The sequence below is a fragment of the Sanguibacter suarezii NBRC 16159 genome (assembly GCF_001552735.1).
GTDB lineage: Bacteria > Actinomycetota > Actinomycetes > Actinomycetales > Cellulomonadaceae > Sanguibacter > Sanguibacter suarezii.
In genome coordinates this window covers 40460-56273 of record NZ_BCRT01000022.1, presented here as the reverse complement: position 1 = coordinate 56273, position 15814 = coordinate 40460, and the positions used below count along the sequence as shown (strand labels likewise).

General features: G+C 72.3%; 13 protein-coding genes. 4 read left to right on the top strand and 9 right to left on the bottom strand.

What is annotated here, in order from left to right; all coding sequences use genetic code 11:
• Positions 1 to 46 precede the first annotated feature (46 nt).
• A complete protein-coding gene (locus SS2_RS16185; RefSeq protein WP_066465993.1) occupies positions 47 to 409 on the bottom strand; it encodes an NADH-quinone oxidoreductase subunit A in 363 nt (120 codons plus the stop codon).
• On the bottom strand, positions 406 to 1701 hold the full coding sequence (locus tag SS2_RS16180) for a geranylgeranyl reductase family protein (protein WP_066465992.1): 1296 nt from the start codon (positions 1699 to 1701) through the stop codon (positions 406 to 408). Before SS2_RS16180 ends, SS2_RS16185 begins: the two co-directional genes overlap by 4 nt.
• A 345-nt stretch (positions 1702 to 2046) precedes the next feature.
• On the opposite strand from SS2_RS16180, the gene SS2_RS16175 reads away from it, so the two are divergent.
• Complete coding sequence (locus SS2_RS16175) at positions 2047 to 3426, top strand: glycoside hydrolase family 6 protein (protein WP_083942371.1); 1380 nt, start codon at positions 2047 to 2049, stop codon at positions 3424 to 3426.
• A 12-nt stretch (positions 3427 to 3438) separates the two neighbouring features.
• Here SS2_RS16175 and SS2_RS16170 read toward each other — a convergent pair whose 3' ends face one another.
• Positions 3439 to 4134, bottom strand: a complete 696-nt coding sequence (locus SS2_RS16170; protein WP_066465988.1) for a demethylmenaquinone methyltransferase — start codon at positions 4132 to 4134, stop codon at positions 3439 to 3441.
• Between the two features lie 99 nt (positions 4135 to 4233).
• Between SS2_RS16170 and SS2_RS16165 the strand changes: the two genes are divergently transcribed.
• Entirely contained in the window at positions 4234 to 5571 is a 1338-nt protein-coding gene (locus SS2_RS16165) for an isochorismate synthase (protein ID WP_066466096.1), read from the top strand.
• Positions 5572 to 5717: 146 nt separating this feature from the next.
• On the opposite strand, the gene SS2_RS16160 is transcribed toward SS2_RS16165, so the two are convergent.
• From SS2_RS16160 to SS2_RS16145, 4 genes are all read right to left on the bottom strand, one after another.
• Positions 5718 to 7271, bottom strand: coding sequence for a S1C family serine protease (locus tag SS2_RS16160; RefSeq protein WP_066465986.1), 1554 nt, complete (start codon positions 7269 to 7271; stop codon positions 5718 to 5720).
• Between the two features lie 94 nt (positions 7272 to 7365).
• Positions 7366 to 9207, bottom strand: coding sequence for a 2-succinyl-5-enolpyruvyl-6-hydroxy-3-cyclohexene-1-carboxylic-acid synthase (gene menD, locus SS2_RS16155; RefSeq protein ID WP_066465984.1), 1842 nt, complete (start codon positions 9205 to 9207; stop codon positions 7366 to 7368).
• Positions 9204 to 10205 (bottom strand): o-succinylbenzoate synthase, encoded by a 1002-nt coding sequence (locus SS2_RS16150; protein WP_066465983.1) that lies wholly within the window; start codon positions 10203 to 10205, stop codon positions 9204 to 9206. The genes menD and SS2_RS16150 overlap by 4 nt, the downstream gene beginning before the upstream one ends.
• A gap of 39 nt (positions 10206 to 10244) precedes the next feature.
• Positions 10245 to 11855, bottom strand: coding sequence for an MFS transporter (locus SS2_RS16145; RefSeq protein WP_066465982.1), 1611 nt, complete (start codon positions 11853 to 11855; stop codon positions 10245 to 10247).
• A 125-nt stretch (positions 11856 to 11980) separates the two neighbouring features.
• Between SS2_RS16145 and SS2_RS16140 the strand changes: the two genes are divergently transcribed.
• Positions 11981 to 12946: a 1,4-dihydroxy-2-naphthoyl-CoA synthase gene (locus SS2_RS16140; RefSeq protein ID WP_066465981.1), complete on the top strand. Its 966-nt coding sequence runs from the start codon at positions 11981 to 11983 to the stop codon at positions 12944 to 12946.
• Between the two features lie 45 nt (positions 12947 to 12991).
• Here SS2_RS16140 and SS2_RS16135 read toward each other — a convergent pair whose 3' ends face one another.
• Both SS2_RS16135 and SS2_RS16130 read right to left on the bottom strand, forming a co-directional pair.
• Positions 12992 to 13288: a hypothetical protein gene (locus SS2_RS16135; protein WP_066465975.1), complete on the bottom strand. Its 297-nt coding sequence runs from the start codon at positions 13286 to 13288 to the stop codon at positions 12992 to 12994.
• 136 nt (positions 13289 to 13424) lie between these two features.
• Complete coding sequence (locus tag SS2_RS16130; protein ID WP_245643665.1) at positions 13425 to 14510, bottom strand: DUF3048 domain-containing protein; 1086 nt, start codon at positions 14508 to 14510, stop codon at positions 13425 to 13427.
• 190 nt (positions 14511 to 14700) lie between these two features.
• Between SS2_RS16130 and SS2_RS16125 the strand changes: the two genes are divergently transcribed.
• Complete coding sequence (locus SS2_RS16125; RefSeq protein WP_066465973.1) at positions 14701 to 15807, top strand: AMP-binding protein; 1107 nt, start codon at positions 14701 to 14703, stop codon at positions 15805 to 15807.
• Positions 15808 to 15814: the final 7 nt, after the last annotated feature.

Below are 15814 nucleotides of genomic sequence, written 5' to 3'. Positions count from 1 at the left end.
TCTCAAACCCTTTCGTCGAGCAGAGTGTCGTGCGACGGTGCGGTGGTCAGACCCACTCGAACCCACCCCGGCGCCACTCGTAGATGAACGGCACGGTGATGAGCGCCAGGAAGGCGAGCATCGCGACCAGACCGAAGGTGGCCAGCGTGGTGAAGTCCACGGCCCACGGGTAGAGGAAGACGACCTCGATGTCGAAGATGATGAAGGTCATCGCCACGAGGTAGTACTTGATCGGGAACCGCCCGCCGCCAGCAGCCTGCGGGGTCGGTTCGATCCCGCACTCGTAGGCGTCGAGCTTGGCCCGGTTGTAGCGCTTGGGACCGATGAGCGCGCTCGCACCCACACCGCCGAGGGCGAGCACCAGGGCGATTCCCATGAGGACGAGAAGAGGGACATACGGATTGTTCATGCGGAGCGCACCACCCTGGTCAGACCCGCGATGACTCGGTCGACGACGTCGCCACCGTGGGGTTCGTAGCAGTCGGACAGGAGCTTGACGACGAACTTCATGATCAACGGCCGGGGCAGCCCGTACTTCGTGCACAGGTGCATGACCTGCGGGTGCTCGATGAGCTTCACGAAGTACCGCCCGAGCGTGTAGTACCCACCGAGGTCGCGGCGCATGATCTCGGGGTAGGTGGCGAGCGCCCGCTCGCGGGAGGCGTCGGTGCCGCGCACGCGGGCCTGCGCGACGACGTCGGCCGCGGTCCGGCCAGCCTGCATGGCGTAGGCGATGCCCTCACCGTTGAAGGGGCTGACCATCCCGCCGGCGTCGCCGACGAGCATGAGGCCGCGGGTGTAGAGAGGCTTGCGGTTGAAGCCCATCGGCAGCGCGGCGCCGCGCACCGGGCCGAGCTGGTTCTCCGGGGTGAAGCCCCACTCCTCGGGAGTGTTCTCCATCCACCGGGCGAAGAGGTTCTTGTAGTCGATCTTCGTGGCCGCGGCGGTCGAGGACACCGAGCCGAGGCCGACGTTGACCGTGCCGTCGCCCAGGGCGAAGATCCAGCCGTAGCCGGGCAGCAGGTTCGACTTGCCGGGCTTGCCGTCCCACAGCTCGAGCTGGGACTCCATCCACGGGTCGTCGTGACGGGGGCTGGTGAAGTACGTGCGCACCGCGACGCCCATCGGGCGGTTGTTGGCCTTCTCGATCCCCAGCGAGGTGGCCATCCGGGCCGAGACGCCGTCGGCCGCGATGACGACGGGGGCACGGTAGGTGCGCTCCTCCCCGGCGCGGCGGCCGGCCTCGTCCACCGGGCGTGCTGTCACGCCGACGACGCGGCCGGTGCGCTCGTCGGTGACGGCGCCGGTGACGTTGGTGCGCTCCATGAGCTTGGCGCCGGTGGCGCGGGCGTGCTCGGCCAGCGTCTGGTCGAGGTTCATCCGCGAGCGCGCGAGCCCGTAGGAGGGGTAGGACTTGAGCTCGGGCCAGGGGAACTCATAGGACCGTCCGCCGGCGACGGCGCGCAGCCCGACGTTGCGGATCCAGCCGTCCTCTTCACGGGTGGGAACGCCCATCCGGACCAGCTCGCTGACCGCGCGCGGGGTGAGCCCGTCGCCGCAGATCTTGTCCCGGGGGAAGCTGGACTTCTCCATGAGCAGGACGTCGAGGCCCGCGGCGGCGCAGTAGTGGGCGGCGGCAGAGCCAGCCGGCCCTGCGCCCACGACGATGACGTCTGCGTCATCGCTGCCTGTGAGTCTCATGTCCTGCCTCTTCGCGAACCGAACGGGTCGTGCCTGGGGGAAAACAGACGCAGCGCCGTGGGGGCGCGCCGACGAGCCATCGTTTGTGAATCGGATCACAATCAATGACGCCACTCTAGTCACGGTCCTGCCCGATGTCTGCTTAGGCATGCCTTCCTTAGGCCTGCCCCGCATGTCCGTCGCACAAGCCGCGGACCTGCGTCGACTATGTTCTGCGCAGGGAGACCGACCCCCTCGTGGGCGCCTGCCAGGACGCTCGTGCGCTCGCTGAGCGAGCGTCTGCCACCTGACCGCACGAGGGACCGGAGCACCATGCCGACGCCGCACCGCTCGCCGCTGGACCACATGCTGGGACGCTCCGTGCGGCTGCTCGTCGCGGGCGCGCTCGCCGCGACGCTGGTCGCCTGCTCCGGCTCCGCTCCCGTCGACGAGGCCGGCGCGTCCTCGTCCCCCTCCCTCGCGGCGCCGGTGACACCGTCTGACTCCGCGACGCAGACGCCGCCGCCACCGACGTGCGCGGTGGAGTACACCGTGACGAACCAGTGGCAGGGCGAGTTCCAGGCCGACGTCGTCGTCACGGTCCTGGCTGCTCCCGTGGCCACCTGGACGCTGGGGTGGACCTTCGCCGACGGCCAGAGTGTGGGACAGACGTGGAACGCGACCGCGAGCCAGACCGCGACCGCGGTCTCGATGACCTCCGTCGAGCACAACGCCGCGCTCGACGTCGGGGAGAGCGCCACCTTCGGCTTCATCGCGTCGTGGCAGGGCTCCAACGGCGTGCCGACAGATTTCACCCTCGACGGGGAGCCGTGCACCGGCCCGGCGCCGGGCACGCCCGCAGCTCCGAGCGCCGGGCCCCCGGCTGGACCTGCGCCCCAGGCCCTGACCGGCTTCTACACCAACCCGGCCACGCAGGCCGCGACGGCCGCCCAGGCCGCCTCGGGCGAGACGCGGACCCTGCTCGACAAGATCGCCCAGACCCCCCAGGCGCTGTGGGTGGGCAGCTGGTCCAGCGCGGACCAGGCGCGCGCCTCGCTGGCCGACCACACGAGCCAGGCGGCCGCCGCCGGACAGATTCCGCTGGTCGTGGTCTACGCCATCCCCGGCCGCGACTGCGGCAACCACTCCGCGGGCGGCGTCGCCACGAGCGAGTACGCGGCCTGGATCGACACGATCGCCTCCGGCATCACGGGGACCCCGTGGATCGTCCTGGAACCCGACGCCCTCGCCCAGCTCGGCGACTGCGACGGTCAGGGCGACCGGGTGGGCTACCTCCGGTACGCCGCCGAGAAGCTCACGCTGGCCGGTGGACGCGTCTACGTCGACGCCGGGCACCCGGCGTGGTTGAGCGCCGCCGAGGCCGCCCGGCGGCTCGCTCTCGTCGGCTTCGACCACGCTGCGGGCTTCGCCCTCAACACCTCCAACTACCAGACCACCGAGGCCTCACGGGCCTACGGCGAGGAGGTCTCGGCGCTGGTGGGCGGGAAGACCTTCGTCGTGGACACCTCGCGCAACGGCGCGGGGCCGGACGGCACGCAGTGGTGCAACCCCGGCGGGCGCGGGCTCGGAGAGCCGTCGCAGATGGTCTCCGACGGCACCCGGCTCGACGCGCTCATCTGGGCCAAGGCGCCGGGAGAGAGCGACGGCGCCTGCAACGGCGGCCCGGCCGCGGGCCAGTGGTGGCAGGACGGCGCCCTCGAGCTGGCGCGCAACGCCAGCTGGTGACCGCCCGTCCGGTCAGTCCGTGCGGGTGCCGCGGTGCAGCGCGACGATGCCACCGGTGAGGTTGCGGTAGCCCACCGAGCTCCAGCCGGCCGACAGCATGAGCCGGCCCAGCTCCTCCTGGTCCGGCCAGGCGCGGATGGACTCAGCCAGGTACTCGTAGGACCCGGCGTCCTTGGTCACCATCCCGGCGACCTTGGGCAGCGCGCGCATGAGGTACTCGCTGTACACCGTGCGCAGCGGGGCCCAGGTGGGTGCGGAGAACTCGCAGATGACGATGCGTCCCCCGGGGCGGACCACCCGGCGCATCTCGGTGAGCGCACCCAGGGTGTCCACGACGTTGCGCAGGCCGAAGGAGATGGTCACCACGTCGAAGGACTCGTCCGCGAAGGGCAGCTGCGTCGCGTCGCCGGCCGTGAAGGGCAGGTCGGGACGGCGCTCCTTGCCCACCGCGAGCATGCCGAAGGAGAAGTCGCACGGCACGACCTGCGCGCCGGCCGCGGCGAAGGGCTCGCTCGACGTGCCGGTGCCCGCAGCCAGGTCCAGGACGCGGTCGCCCGGACCGGCGCCGACGGCCTTGACCGTCGCCCGACGCCACGAGCGGTCCTGCCCGAGCGAGATCAGGTCGTTGGTGAGGTCGTAGTGGCGAGCGATGCCGTCGAACATCGAGGCGACCTCGGTGGGCTTCTTCTCCAGGCTGGCGCGTGACATTGCCCCATCGTCTCATCTGAGCGCAGGTGGCGGCGCACCCCCGCGCGGGCGCCGTGGGACGGCACCACGCCCACAGGATGAGTCGTAGGCTTGGTGGCGATGAGTTCCCAGCCGGCCGCCCCGAGCGATTCCCCCCAGCCCCGCCCCACAGCCCTCGTGGTCCGCACCACGTCGCTCGACGGCGATCTCGACACCGACGTCGCAGCGCTGCTGCGCCTGCTCCCGGCCACCGGCCCGCTGGCGTGGGTGCGCCGCGGCGACGGCCTGGTCGCCTGGGGCGAGGTGGCCCGGATCGAGACGACGGGCGCCGCGCGCTTCGCCGACGCCGAGGCCGCCTGGGCCCGGCTGCGCGCCCACGCGATCGTGCGAGACGACATCATGCTGCCCGGCACCGGCCCGGTCGCCTTCGGGTCCTTCGCCTTCGATGAGTCCTCCGCCGCCGGCGGGGTGCTCGTGGTGCCGCGCGTCGTCGTCGGCCGGCGCGGTGAGAAGTCCTGGATCACCACGATCACCACGGCCGACGCCGTGCCCGCGCTGAGCCCGGCGCCCACGCTCACCGAGGTCGTCACCGAGGCGGGCGGCGCCACGCCGATCTCCTCCCCCGGCACGGTGACCTACTCCCAGGGAGCCGTCACCGACGACGCCTGGACGGCCGCCGTCGAGGAGGCGGTGGACCGGATCCGAGCAGGGGCGCTGGAGAAGGTGGTCATGGCGCGCGACGTGCTCGCCCGCACGAGCGAGCCGATCGACCCGCGCTGGCTGCTGACCCGCCTGGCGGACTCCTACGCCGGGTGCTGGACCTTCAGCGTGGACGGCATGGTCGGAGCGACGCCCGAGCTGCTCGTGCGCAGCGAGAAGGGGCTGGTCACCTCCCGCGTGCTCGCCGGGACGATCCGCCGGACCGGCGGCGAGGAAGCAGACCTGGCGCGGGCCGCAGTGCTCGCGCACTCCTCCAAGGACCTCGAGGAGCACGAGTATGCGGTCACCTCGGTGGCTCAGGCCCTCGAGCCGTTCTGCCAGTCGCTCAACGTCCCCGAGACACCCTTCGTGCTGCACCTGCCCAACGTGCTGCACCTGGCCAGCGACGTCACCGGGGTGCTGTGCACCACGGGCGAGACGACGCCGTCGAGCCTGTCGCTCGCTGCGGCGCTGCACCCCACGGCTGCGGTCTGCGGCACGCCCACCCCGGTGGCCAACGCTCTCATCCGCGAGATCGAGGGTATGGACCGGGCCCGGTACGCCGGGCCGGTGGGATGGATGGGCGGCGACGGGGACGGGGAGTGGGGCATCGCCCTGCGGTCCGCCGCGCTCGACCCCGCCGACCCCCACCGGATCCGGCTCTTCGCCGGGTGCGGGGTCGTGGCCGCCTCCGACCCCGACGCCGAGCTCGCCGAGACCGAGGCCAAGCTCGAGCCCATGCGGCACGCGCTGGGCTGAACGCCGCTGACCGCCGCTGTACGCCGCTGGGCCGCACCGGGTCGGGATGCCACAAAGGCCAGCGCTCGGGGGGAGAGCACTGGCCTTTGCCTGTCCTCGCCGGGTGATCAGGGGGGCGAGTCACCCGTGAGGAAGCCTGTTGAGTTCTAGCCGCGCTGGCCGGGGAACAGCTGTCCCAGGTCAGGGATGGCGCTCGGGCTGTCGGAGCCGCCGCGTCCGGAGCCGAATCCACCCTGCCCGGAGCCGCTCTGGCCCGAGCCGCTCTGTCCGGAGCCGTCCTGGCCCGACCCATCCTGGCCGGAGTTGGACTGGGCTTCCTCGGCCTTGGTGACCAGGGTGGCCTCGACGTCCAGGGCCTCGCCGTCGCGGACCACGGTCAGGATGACCTCGGTGTCCGCGGGCAGCGCCCGGACGAAGCCGGTGAGGGACTCCGCGCCGGTCACGGCCTCGCCGTCGATCGCGACGATGACGTCACCGACCTTCAGCCCGGCCTTCTGCGCCGGGGACCCGTCCGAGACGGACTCGACCACGGCGCCCTGACGGGTGGTGCCGTCCGCGGTCCCGGTGCCGTCCGAGAGGCTCACGCCCAGGAAGGCGTGCTCGGCGGAGCCGGCCTCGATGAGCTGGGCACCGATGTTCTGGGCGAGGTTCGCCGGGATGGCGAAGCCGAGGCCGATCGAGCCGGACTGGCCCGAGCCGGAGGACAGCGAGGCGATCGAGGACGTGATGCCGATGACCTCACCGCTGGCGTTGAACAGCGGACCACCGCTGTTGCCCGGGTTGATGGCGGCGTCGATCTGGATCGCGTTGGTCACCACGGCAGTCTGGTCCGCGGTGGTCGTGGCCGTGCTGACCGGACGGTTGACCGCCGAGACGATGCCCGTGGTGGCCGTGTTGGACAGCCCGAGCGGGTTGCCCATGGCCATGACCGGCTCGCCGACGACCACGTCGGCCGAGTCAGCGAAGACCGCCGACTTCAGGTCGCTGGGCGGGTCCACCAGCTTGACGACGGCGAGGTCGGTCGCCGGGTCGAGACCGGTGATCGTCGCCTCGTAGATGCGCCCGTCGTAGAGGGTCACCTGGACGGTGTCGTCGTTGGCGCCGGCGACCACGTGGTCGTTGGTGAGGATGTGTCCCTCGTCGTCGATGACCACGCCGGATCCTTCACCGGATCCCTCGGGGGTGGTCACGGCGATGGCGACCACGGACGGAGCCACGGCCGAGGTGACCTTCTGCCAGTCGGGGTTGGTCACGGTGGACGAGGCCACGGGGACCGAGACCGACGAGTCGCTCTTCTGCCCGATCGACCCGAAGGCCGAGGAGGTCGTGGTCGTGGAGTCCTTGTCGCCGTCGAACTGGCCGGTCACCGCGGCCGTCCCGAGGCTGGCGAGCACCGCGGCGGCGACTGCGGTGACGGCCACCGGGGCCATCATGCGACGCTTCGCGGAGCTCTGTGCGGGCTGTGCGGGCTGGCTGCGCTCGGCCGACGAGCTCATGTACTGCTGGTGCACGGCGTAGGGCTGCTGGGTGTGCGGCGCCTGGTGCTGCTGTGCGTCAGGTGCCGGGGGCACAGGGGGCAGCGGCGCGGTCGCGCCGGGCTGGGCGGGGCCGGCGGGGCGCACCTGGTCGATGCGCTGCGTCGGCTCGCCAGAGTGCTCAGGGTTGAAGCCGTTTCCGGGAGTCTTGTCGTTGATGCTCATGGGGTCCACCTTCCTTCGACTGAACCCCACTTAACCGTGTCGAACTGTGATGCGGCTTGAACTTCCCTGAGGATTTGCTGCGAATTATCGGCGATCACACCGACGCCCGGAGGGTCGCGAGCAGCTCTCCTTCCTGGGTGGCACGGCCGTCGCGGCTGACGGCGACCTCGACGACGGAGAGCCCCGGACGCGGGTGCGCAAGCACCTCTGCCAGCGTCGCCAGGTCGTCGAGCAGCTCGTGGTGCACGCCGTAGCCGGCGCACAGCGCTCCCAGGTCTGCGCCGTGCGGCGTGGCGAACACCCGCTCGAAGAGCATCGGGTTCCCGGTCCGGCCGTGCTCGAGCCCGGCGAAGATCGACCCGCCGTCGTCGTTGACCACGACGATCTGCAGCGAGACCGCCGGTTCGAAGGGCCCGCGCAGCAGCCCGCCGACGTCGTGCAGGAAGGTCAGGTCACCGAGCAGGGCCCGCACGGCGCCGCCACCGGTCCCCGGCCCGTGCGGCGGGGTCTGCAGGCCCAGGGCGACGCCGATCGCGGTCGAGACCGTGCCGTCGATCCCGGCCAGCCCGCGGTTGGCCACCACCGCCGGCGGCTCCGACCAGCGCGCCACGAGGTCGAGGTCGCGCACCGGGCTCGACGACCCGACCACGAGCGCGTCGTCCGGCCCGCTCGCCGCAGCCACCGCGTCGACGACCGCGAGCGCCGTGAGGCCCTGGGAGAGGTCCGCGCTGGCCTGCGCGACGACGTCCGTCGCGGCCTTGGAGGCTGCCCGCCACGCCTGGAGGGCGTCCACGCTGCGCAGCTCGAGGGGGTTGGTGAGCCAGTCCGCAGGCACGTGGTCGAGGACGAAGGAGGCGTTGCGGGCGGCGTCGGGCCACTGCTCGGCGCCGGTGGCCACGACGACGACGCGCACGTCGGGGCGGGCCAGCAGCTGCTGCACCGGCCGGGAGACGGTCGGTCGTCCCAGCAGGATCACCTGACGCACCTGGTCGGCCAGATCACTGATCCCGAGCACGAGGCGGTGGGCGCGGATGAGGTTCTGGCCGCCGGCGGCCCCTGAGCAGGCCTCGGCCAGCAGCGGCCAGCCCCGCGCCTCGGCCAGCATCCGGGCCACCGGACCAGCGCCGTCCCCGGCCACGACCACGGTCGCCGGCTCGGTGTCCAGGCGCAGCTCGTCCACGAGCGGGTCGTCGGCGGGCGGTGTGCGGGCCAGCACCGTCCCCAGTCCCTGGCCCAGCCCGGTGGGGCCCTCGTCGTCGGCCAGCGGCGCCTCTCCGGACAGGCCGTCGCCGCTGACGTCCATCGCGGCGAGCTCCTGCGGGCTGGGCGCGAGGGGCTCGCGGTAGGCGAGGTTGAGGTGCACCGGCCCCGGGTGCGCGCTGCGCGTGCCCGACGCCGCGGCGATCGCGCGGGTCACCAGCGCGCGCAGGTCGCGCAGCTCTTCGGGGCGCCCGGACGGCGCAGGGACGTCCACCGCGAGCCGGGTCGCCGAGCCGAAGATCCCCACCTGGTCCCCGGTCTGGTTGGCGCCCGTGCCGCGCAGCTCGTGCGGTCGGTCCGCGGTGAGCAGCAGCAGCGGGATGCCGCTGTAGTGCGCCTCGAGCACCGCCGGCAGGAGGTTGGCCACCGCGGTCCCGGAGGTGGTGACCACCGCGACCGGAGCCGTGGGCTCAGGGCCGTCCTGCCCGCCGGCCCGCAGCTGGGCGGCGCGCGCCAGCCCCAGGGCGAGGAAGCCGGCGTCGCGCTCGTCGACACGCACGTGCAGACGGATGAGCGGCGAGCGCCCTCCCGGCATCGTGTGCCCGGCGGCGAGGGCGAAGGCGTAGGCCAGCGGCGCGCTGCGCGAGCCGGGCGCCAGCACGACGTCGCGCACGCCCAGCCGGACGAGGGAGCGGACGAGGTCTCGCGCTGCGGCGATGGACGGCGAGGTGGTCACGGGGTGGTGTCTCCTGACGTGGTGTCTCGGGACGGCGCAGGCAGGGCCTGGGCCAGCCGGGCGACGCGGGTTGCGCGCTGCTCCCAGCGCTGGGCGACGCCCGGGTCGAGCAGGTGGGCGTCGGTCGCGGCGAGGCTCACCGCGTCCGGGACAGGGCGGCGGACCTCGATCATGCCGCCGGTGGGCAGCAGCGGGTCGGGGACGGTGTCGTGGACGAGGAGCTGGGAGGTCGCCAGCCCACAGGCATGGTCGAGCCGGGGCAGCGCCGCAGCGAGCGCGATCCCGGCAGCCAGCCCGACCGAGCTCTCCAGCGCCGACGAGACGACGACGGGCAGCCCGACCTGCTCGGCCAGGTCCAGGCAGGCCCGCACCCCACCGAGGGGCTGCACCTTGAGCACGATGATGTCGGCGGCCTGCGCCCGGACCACCGCGAAGGGGTCCTCGGCGCGCCGGATGGACTCGTCCGCGGCGACCGGGACGGAGGTGCGGCGCCGCACCTCGGCGAGCTCGGAGACCTCGGCGCAGGGCTGCTCGACGTACTCCAGGCCGCCGGCCGCGCGGTCGAGCACGCGCAACCGCTCGACGGCGGTCTCCACGTCCCAGGCGCCGTTGGCGTCGATGCGGATCGCCCCACCCGGACCGAGGACGTCGCGGACGGCCTCCAGCCGGGCGATCTCCTCCCCCACGCCCTGCCCGCGCTCGGCGACCTTGACCTTCGCGGTGCGGCAGCCTCCGGAGGCCAGGACGATCCGGTGGGCGCGCTCGGGGTCCGTCGCCGGGACGGTGACGTTGACCGGGACGTGGGTGCGCACCGGCGCCGGCCACCCCAGGTGAGCGGCCTCCCAGGCCGCGCGCCACCAGGACACGGACTCCGCGTCGTCGTAGTCCCAGAAGGGGGAGAACTCACCCCAGCCGGCCGGACCGGCCAGCAGCACGCCGTCGCGCACGTCGATGCCACGAAACCGGGTGGTCAAGGGGGTGGAGTAGACGTTCACCACCCCAGGTTAGGCGGTCGAGGGCGACCTCCGCCCGTGGCGTCAGCCGAGCCCCGTGCCCTCCAGCGAGGACGACGGCCGCTGATCGGGCAGGCGCAGCATCCGGAAGGAGTTCCCCAGCCCCAGCAGACCGGCGAGGACCGGCACGAGGAGGGCCACCTGCAGCGACAGGTTGCGGGCATCGTCGTTGATGGACACCACAGCCTCCTCGACGGCAGGCGGCTGCCCCGTGATCTGCTCTGCCAGCTGTGTGTTGCTCATGACCTCGGCGTCCTCCTCGAGGGCGGCGGCGATCTGCTGCTGCTCGGCGGGCGGGATGACCGAGCTGTCCTGGGTCATCTGCGTGAAGCTCACAGACAGCGCAGCCAGCAGGATGCCGCCGGTCATCGCCAGGCCGAAGGACAGCCCGAAGGACCCGGCCGCGGAGTTGACGCCGGCTGCCTCGCTGACGCGTTCCTCCTCGACGGGGGCCAGCGTGTAGTTGTTGAGCTGGGAGACGAGCAGGCCCAGTCCGCACCCCGCGACGGCGAGCGGGATGGCCGTCCACCAGCCGCTGTCCACCCTCGGGACCACCGGGATGATGGCGCCGATCCCGAGGGTGGCGAGCAGGAAGCCGGCGCGGATGATCGCGGCGGGGCGCCGTCGCCCGGCCGTCCTCCCGGCCATGACAGCCGCGGCGAACATGGTCAGCGACAGCGGTGCCAGCGAGAGGCCAGCCTGGAGCGCGTCGTACTCCAGGGTCATCTGGAAGAACAACGGCAGGGCGATCATCGCGCCGCCCAGCGTCACCTGCTGCAGCATCTGGCCGGTGACCCCGGTCGTGAAGCTCGGGTGCCGGAAGAGGTCGGGATCGAGGAGGGTCACGCGGCCGGCGCGCCTGCCCCGGACGAGCCACCGGGCCAGCGCCACGAGCGCCGCGACCCCGATCACGATGAGCAGGCCGACGTACTCCCCGCCCTCCTGCCACACGAGGATCCCGAGCACCACGCCGCCCATGCCGATCACCGACAGCACGGCTCCGACGACGTCGACCCGGCGCTGGCCGGTGTAGGGGACGTCACGGACCAGCCTGATCTGGCTGAGCACGACGGCGATGACGAGCACCTCGAGGGCGAAGCCCACCCGCCACGACAGGTAGGTGGTGACGAAGCCGCCCAGCAGCGGACCCACCGCGGCGGCGATCGCCGCTGCCGCACCCACCAGCGCGTACGCCTTCTTCTGGGCGGCGCCGGTGAAGTTGCCGTGGATCAGCGACTGCATCGCCGGGAGCAGGAGGGATGCGCCCAGACCACCGATGACCGCCCAGAAGACGACGATCGCCGTGAGGCTCTGGGCCAGGGTCATGGCCAGCGCACCGAGGGCGTAGGCGCACAGCCCCAGGACGTAGGCCCGCTTGCGTCCGATGAGGTCCCCGACCTTGCTGTTGATGAGGATGAACGCCGCCGAGACCAGAGCTTCCAGGGCGATGGCGGACTGCACGCCGCTGGCCGTGGTGTCGAGGTCGGTGATGACCGCGGAGATCGACACGTTCATCAGCGAGGTGTCGACCACCAGGACGAACATCGCCGCAGCGAGCAGCAGCATCAACCGCCGGCTCGCTGGCCCCGGCGCGCTGCCCTCCGGCGACGCGTCGTCGTCTCGCCGTGTGCCCATGTCGACGCCCCTCGGCTCGCGATGCGCCGTCCGGGCGGGTCCGTCGCTGTCTTCATCGTATCGAGGCAGCCCACGCTCGGCGCTGTGGAGGACGGGGCTCGCGGCCCCTCCCCTAAGGTGGTCGGATGAGCGCACTCCCCACCACGGTGTCCCAGACCTTCGAGCCCGAGCGCTGGCGCGTGGTCGCCGGCTTCGAGGGCCTGACAGACATCACCTACCACCGCGGCGTCGACCGGACCGGGCCCGTCGAGCGTGACCTGCCGGTCGTGCGGGTCGCCTTCCACCGTCCCGAGGTCCGCAACGCCTTCCGCCCGCACACCGTCGACGAGCTCTACCGCGTCATGGACCACGCCCGGATGACCTCTGACGTGGCTGCGGTGATCCTCACCGGCAACGGCCCCAGCGCCAAGGACGGCGGCTGGGCCTTCTGCTCAGGAGGCGACCAGCGCATCCGCGGGCGCGACGGCTACCGGTACACCACGGACGACGCCTCGGGGCAGGCCGCGCAGACGGCCGACCACATCGACCCCGCCCAGGCCGGGCGGCTGCACATCCTCGAGGTGCAGCGCCTCATGCGCACCATGCCCAAGGTGGTCATCGCCGTGGTCAACGGCTGGGCAGCCGGTGGCGGGCACTCCCTGCACGTGGTCGCGGACCTGTCGATCGCGAGCCGCGAGCACGCCCGGTTCAAGCAGACCGACGCCAACGTCGGGTCCTTCGACGCGGGCTACGGGTCGGCGCTGTTCGCCCGGCAGGTCGGTCAGAAGCGGGCCCGTGAGGTCTTCTTCCTGGCGCGGGAGTACTCCGCCCAGGACGCGTACGAGTGGGGCGCCGTGAACGAGGTGGCCGACCACGCCGACGTGGAGAACCTCGCCCTGGAGTACGCGCGGATCATCGCGACCAAGTCGCCCCAGGCGATCCGCATGCTCAAGTTCGCCTTCAACCTGGCCGACGACGGCCTGGCCGGGCAGCAGGTCTTCGCCGGTGAGGCGACGCGGCTGGCGTACATGACCGACGAGGCCGTCGAGGGGCGTGACGCCTTCCTCGAGCGGCGCGACCCGGACTGGTCGGGCTTCCCGTACTACTTCTGACCCGGCGGCGACGTCCTGACCCGGGTCCTGCGCCGGCCGCCCGGGTCAGGTCCCGAGCAGCTGTCCGATGACGGCGATGAGGTCACGACCGAAGTAGGCCGCGCCGAAGGCGACGGCGAACAACGCCCCGAAGGCCGCCAGCACGGGGAAGACGGACGACGCCTTGCTCGGCTCGTCCCCCGGCTCGTAGCCGCTCACCTTGCGTGAGGTGACCGTCTTGGCCGGGATGGTCGTGGGTGCCACGGCACGCGGGGTGGTGCGTGCAGCGGTGGAACGCGCAGAGCGCGGGGTGCCCGGTGTGCTGATCCCAGCCGGTCCTGAGTGGGGGACGTAGGTTGCCATACATCAAGGATGCGCGCGGACGGCCTGCGCGCACGTCGGGCTGGCGGCTGGTTCTGACGGCCCCGCGGTCATCCGGTGGGCTGACTGCCGGACGCCCGGCTCCACCCAACGGATGAGCCGGGCCCGGCGGTGGCGATCAGCCGGTGGTGACCGACCCGGAGCTCGTCGGCATGAGCTCGACCCAGGTGTTTCCCGGTGCGAGGGTGATCGGCGTGCCGTCGGCGGCGGTCAACGAGAAGGGTGAGGCGGCGTCGGGCTTGGTCCACGTCGCGGTGACCGACTTGCCGCCCGAGGCGACCACGGCCTCGCCTGAGCCGATGACCTGGGTCTCGGGGACCGGGGTGCCCGCCGGATCGAGGAACTCGGTGTTGACCATCTCGACCTTGAGGACGACGACGTTCTTCGCGGCGAGCTGCGCACCGGTCGAGGAGACCGCAGGTGTAGTCCCCTCCGACCGCAGGAAGGTCCCCGAAGCCTCGTCCCAGGCCCAGTTCGGCTGGCTCGAGGCAGACATCACGACGGCGATCGATGAGGTCGGCGTCCCCGAGACGACGGCCGAGGCCTGAGCAGCGTCGGCAGCGAAGAGGAACTCCCCCTTCGGGGAGTCCTGGTGCGCCGCGTCTGCCTGCTCGAGGAAGGTCGCCGGGGTCCCGAAGACGTTGTGCGGGGCACGGCGGTCCTTGGTCCGGTAGAAGCCGGCGCTGCCGGCGTCGTTGCTGATGACCTGAAGGCCGACGTCGCTCACCGACTGGACGAAGGGAGGCTGTCCGCCTGAGAAGGCCATGAGTCCGGTGGTCGGGGCGATGATGTTGGCATCCATGGGACGCACCGAGCGGATCGGTCCGACGGTCTCGGGCACCTGAGAGTGGTAGACGGCGATGTAGCGGGTGATGCCCCCCTCAACGACTTCTTCCCACACGACGTCGGAGTACTCCAGCCCGGTCTGGGGGCGGGCCTCGCGGGAGTTCTCCACCTTGATCGCCAGGGCCGGTCGGTTGACCAGCTCAGAGGACGTCACCCCGGTCAGCGCCCAGGTGGTCGGGAGCGCAGGGTCGGGAGCCGCGGACTTGTCTGACGTCGCGTCCGTCGTGACTTCAGCAGTCGAGCTCGCGGGGTCAGAGTCAGAGGAACACCCGGCCACCAGCAGGCTCGCAGAGACCACGGTGGCCGCGAGCGCACCCCAGGGTGCGCGGCGGCGCACGGGGGTTCCGGTAGTCGGCACGCTGTGGATTCGCAGCACGGTGAGTACTCCTCGGTTCGATATGTCAGTCAGTCGGCGGGGCCCGGACCGCCCAGCAGATCTGCGCGAGTCGGGACCACCCTAGGGGCCGATCTACGCTGATCTGGTGACCGGCACACCCCAGAGCGTACATATTCCCCTCCCCGATCCCACCAATCAGGTGGTAGACCGCGTGCGAGAGCAGGTCACGGCGGCGCTGGCCGCACCGGACGGGTCGCCGGGGGCCGAGCTCCGCGTGCCGACCTCCGGCTCGACGGGTCAGCCGCGTCAGGTGGTCCTGTCCGCCCGAGCCGTGCGTGCCTCCGGCGAGGCGACGGCGTCCCGGCTCGGGGGGCACGGGCAGTGGCTGCTCGCCCTGCCCACCACGCACGTCGCCGGCCTCCAGGTGGTGGCCCGCTCGGTGCTCGCCGGCACCACCCCGGTACTCATGGACCTGCGCGACGGCTTCCGCTCGCAGCACTTCGCCGAGGCCACCGGCCGGCTCACCGGCGAGCGCCGCTTCACGTCCTTGGTGCCCACCCAGGCCCACCGGCTGGTGGCCGACGCCGCAGCGGGCTCCCCCGCCGGCCTCGAAGCCCTCGCGCGCTACGACGCCGTCCTGCTGGGCGGGGCCGCGCCGGCGCCGGCCCTGCTCGCTGCGCTGGCGCAGGCCGGCGTCCGCGTGGTGACGACCTATGGCATGTCCGAGACCGCGGGCGGCTGCGTGTACGACGGCGTCCCGCTCGACGGCGTCGCGGTGCGGGTGCACGAGGGACGGATCGAGATCAGCGGACCGGTGCTCGCCGAACGCTACGCCGACGACCCCGTCGCCACCGCGCAGGCCTTCCGCACCGGCAGCGACGGGGTGCGGTGGTTGCGCACCAACGACGTCGGCGTGCTCACCACGGTCGACGGCGTCGACCGTCTCACGGTCCAGGGCCGCGGGGACGACATGCTCATCACCGGCGGCGTGAACGTCGCACCGGCCGCGGTGGAGGCGCTGCTGACCGGGGCGCACGGGATCGCCCAGGCGTGCGTCGTCGGGCTGGCGGACGCGGAGTGGGGGACGACGGTGGTGGCCGTGATGACCCTGGCACCAGGAGTGGAGCAGACCCCGCAGGAGCTGCTCACGCAGATCCGGGGCCACGTCACCGATATCCTGGGAGCCCCGGCCGCTCCGCGTCACGTCGTGATCGTCGACGAGCTCGCTCAGCGCGGACCGGGGAAGATCGACCGACGCGAGGTCGCGAGCCTCGCAGCTCGCAGGCTCGGCCGGACCGGTTCGACGTCGCACAACTGATCGGAGC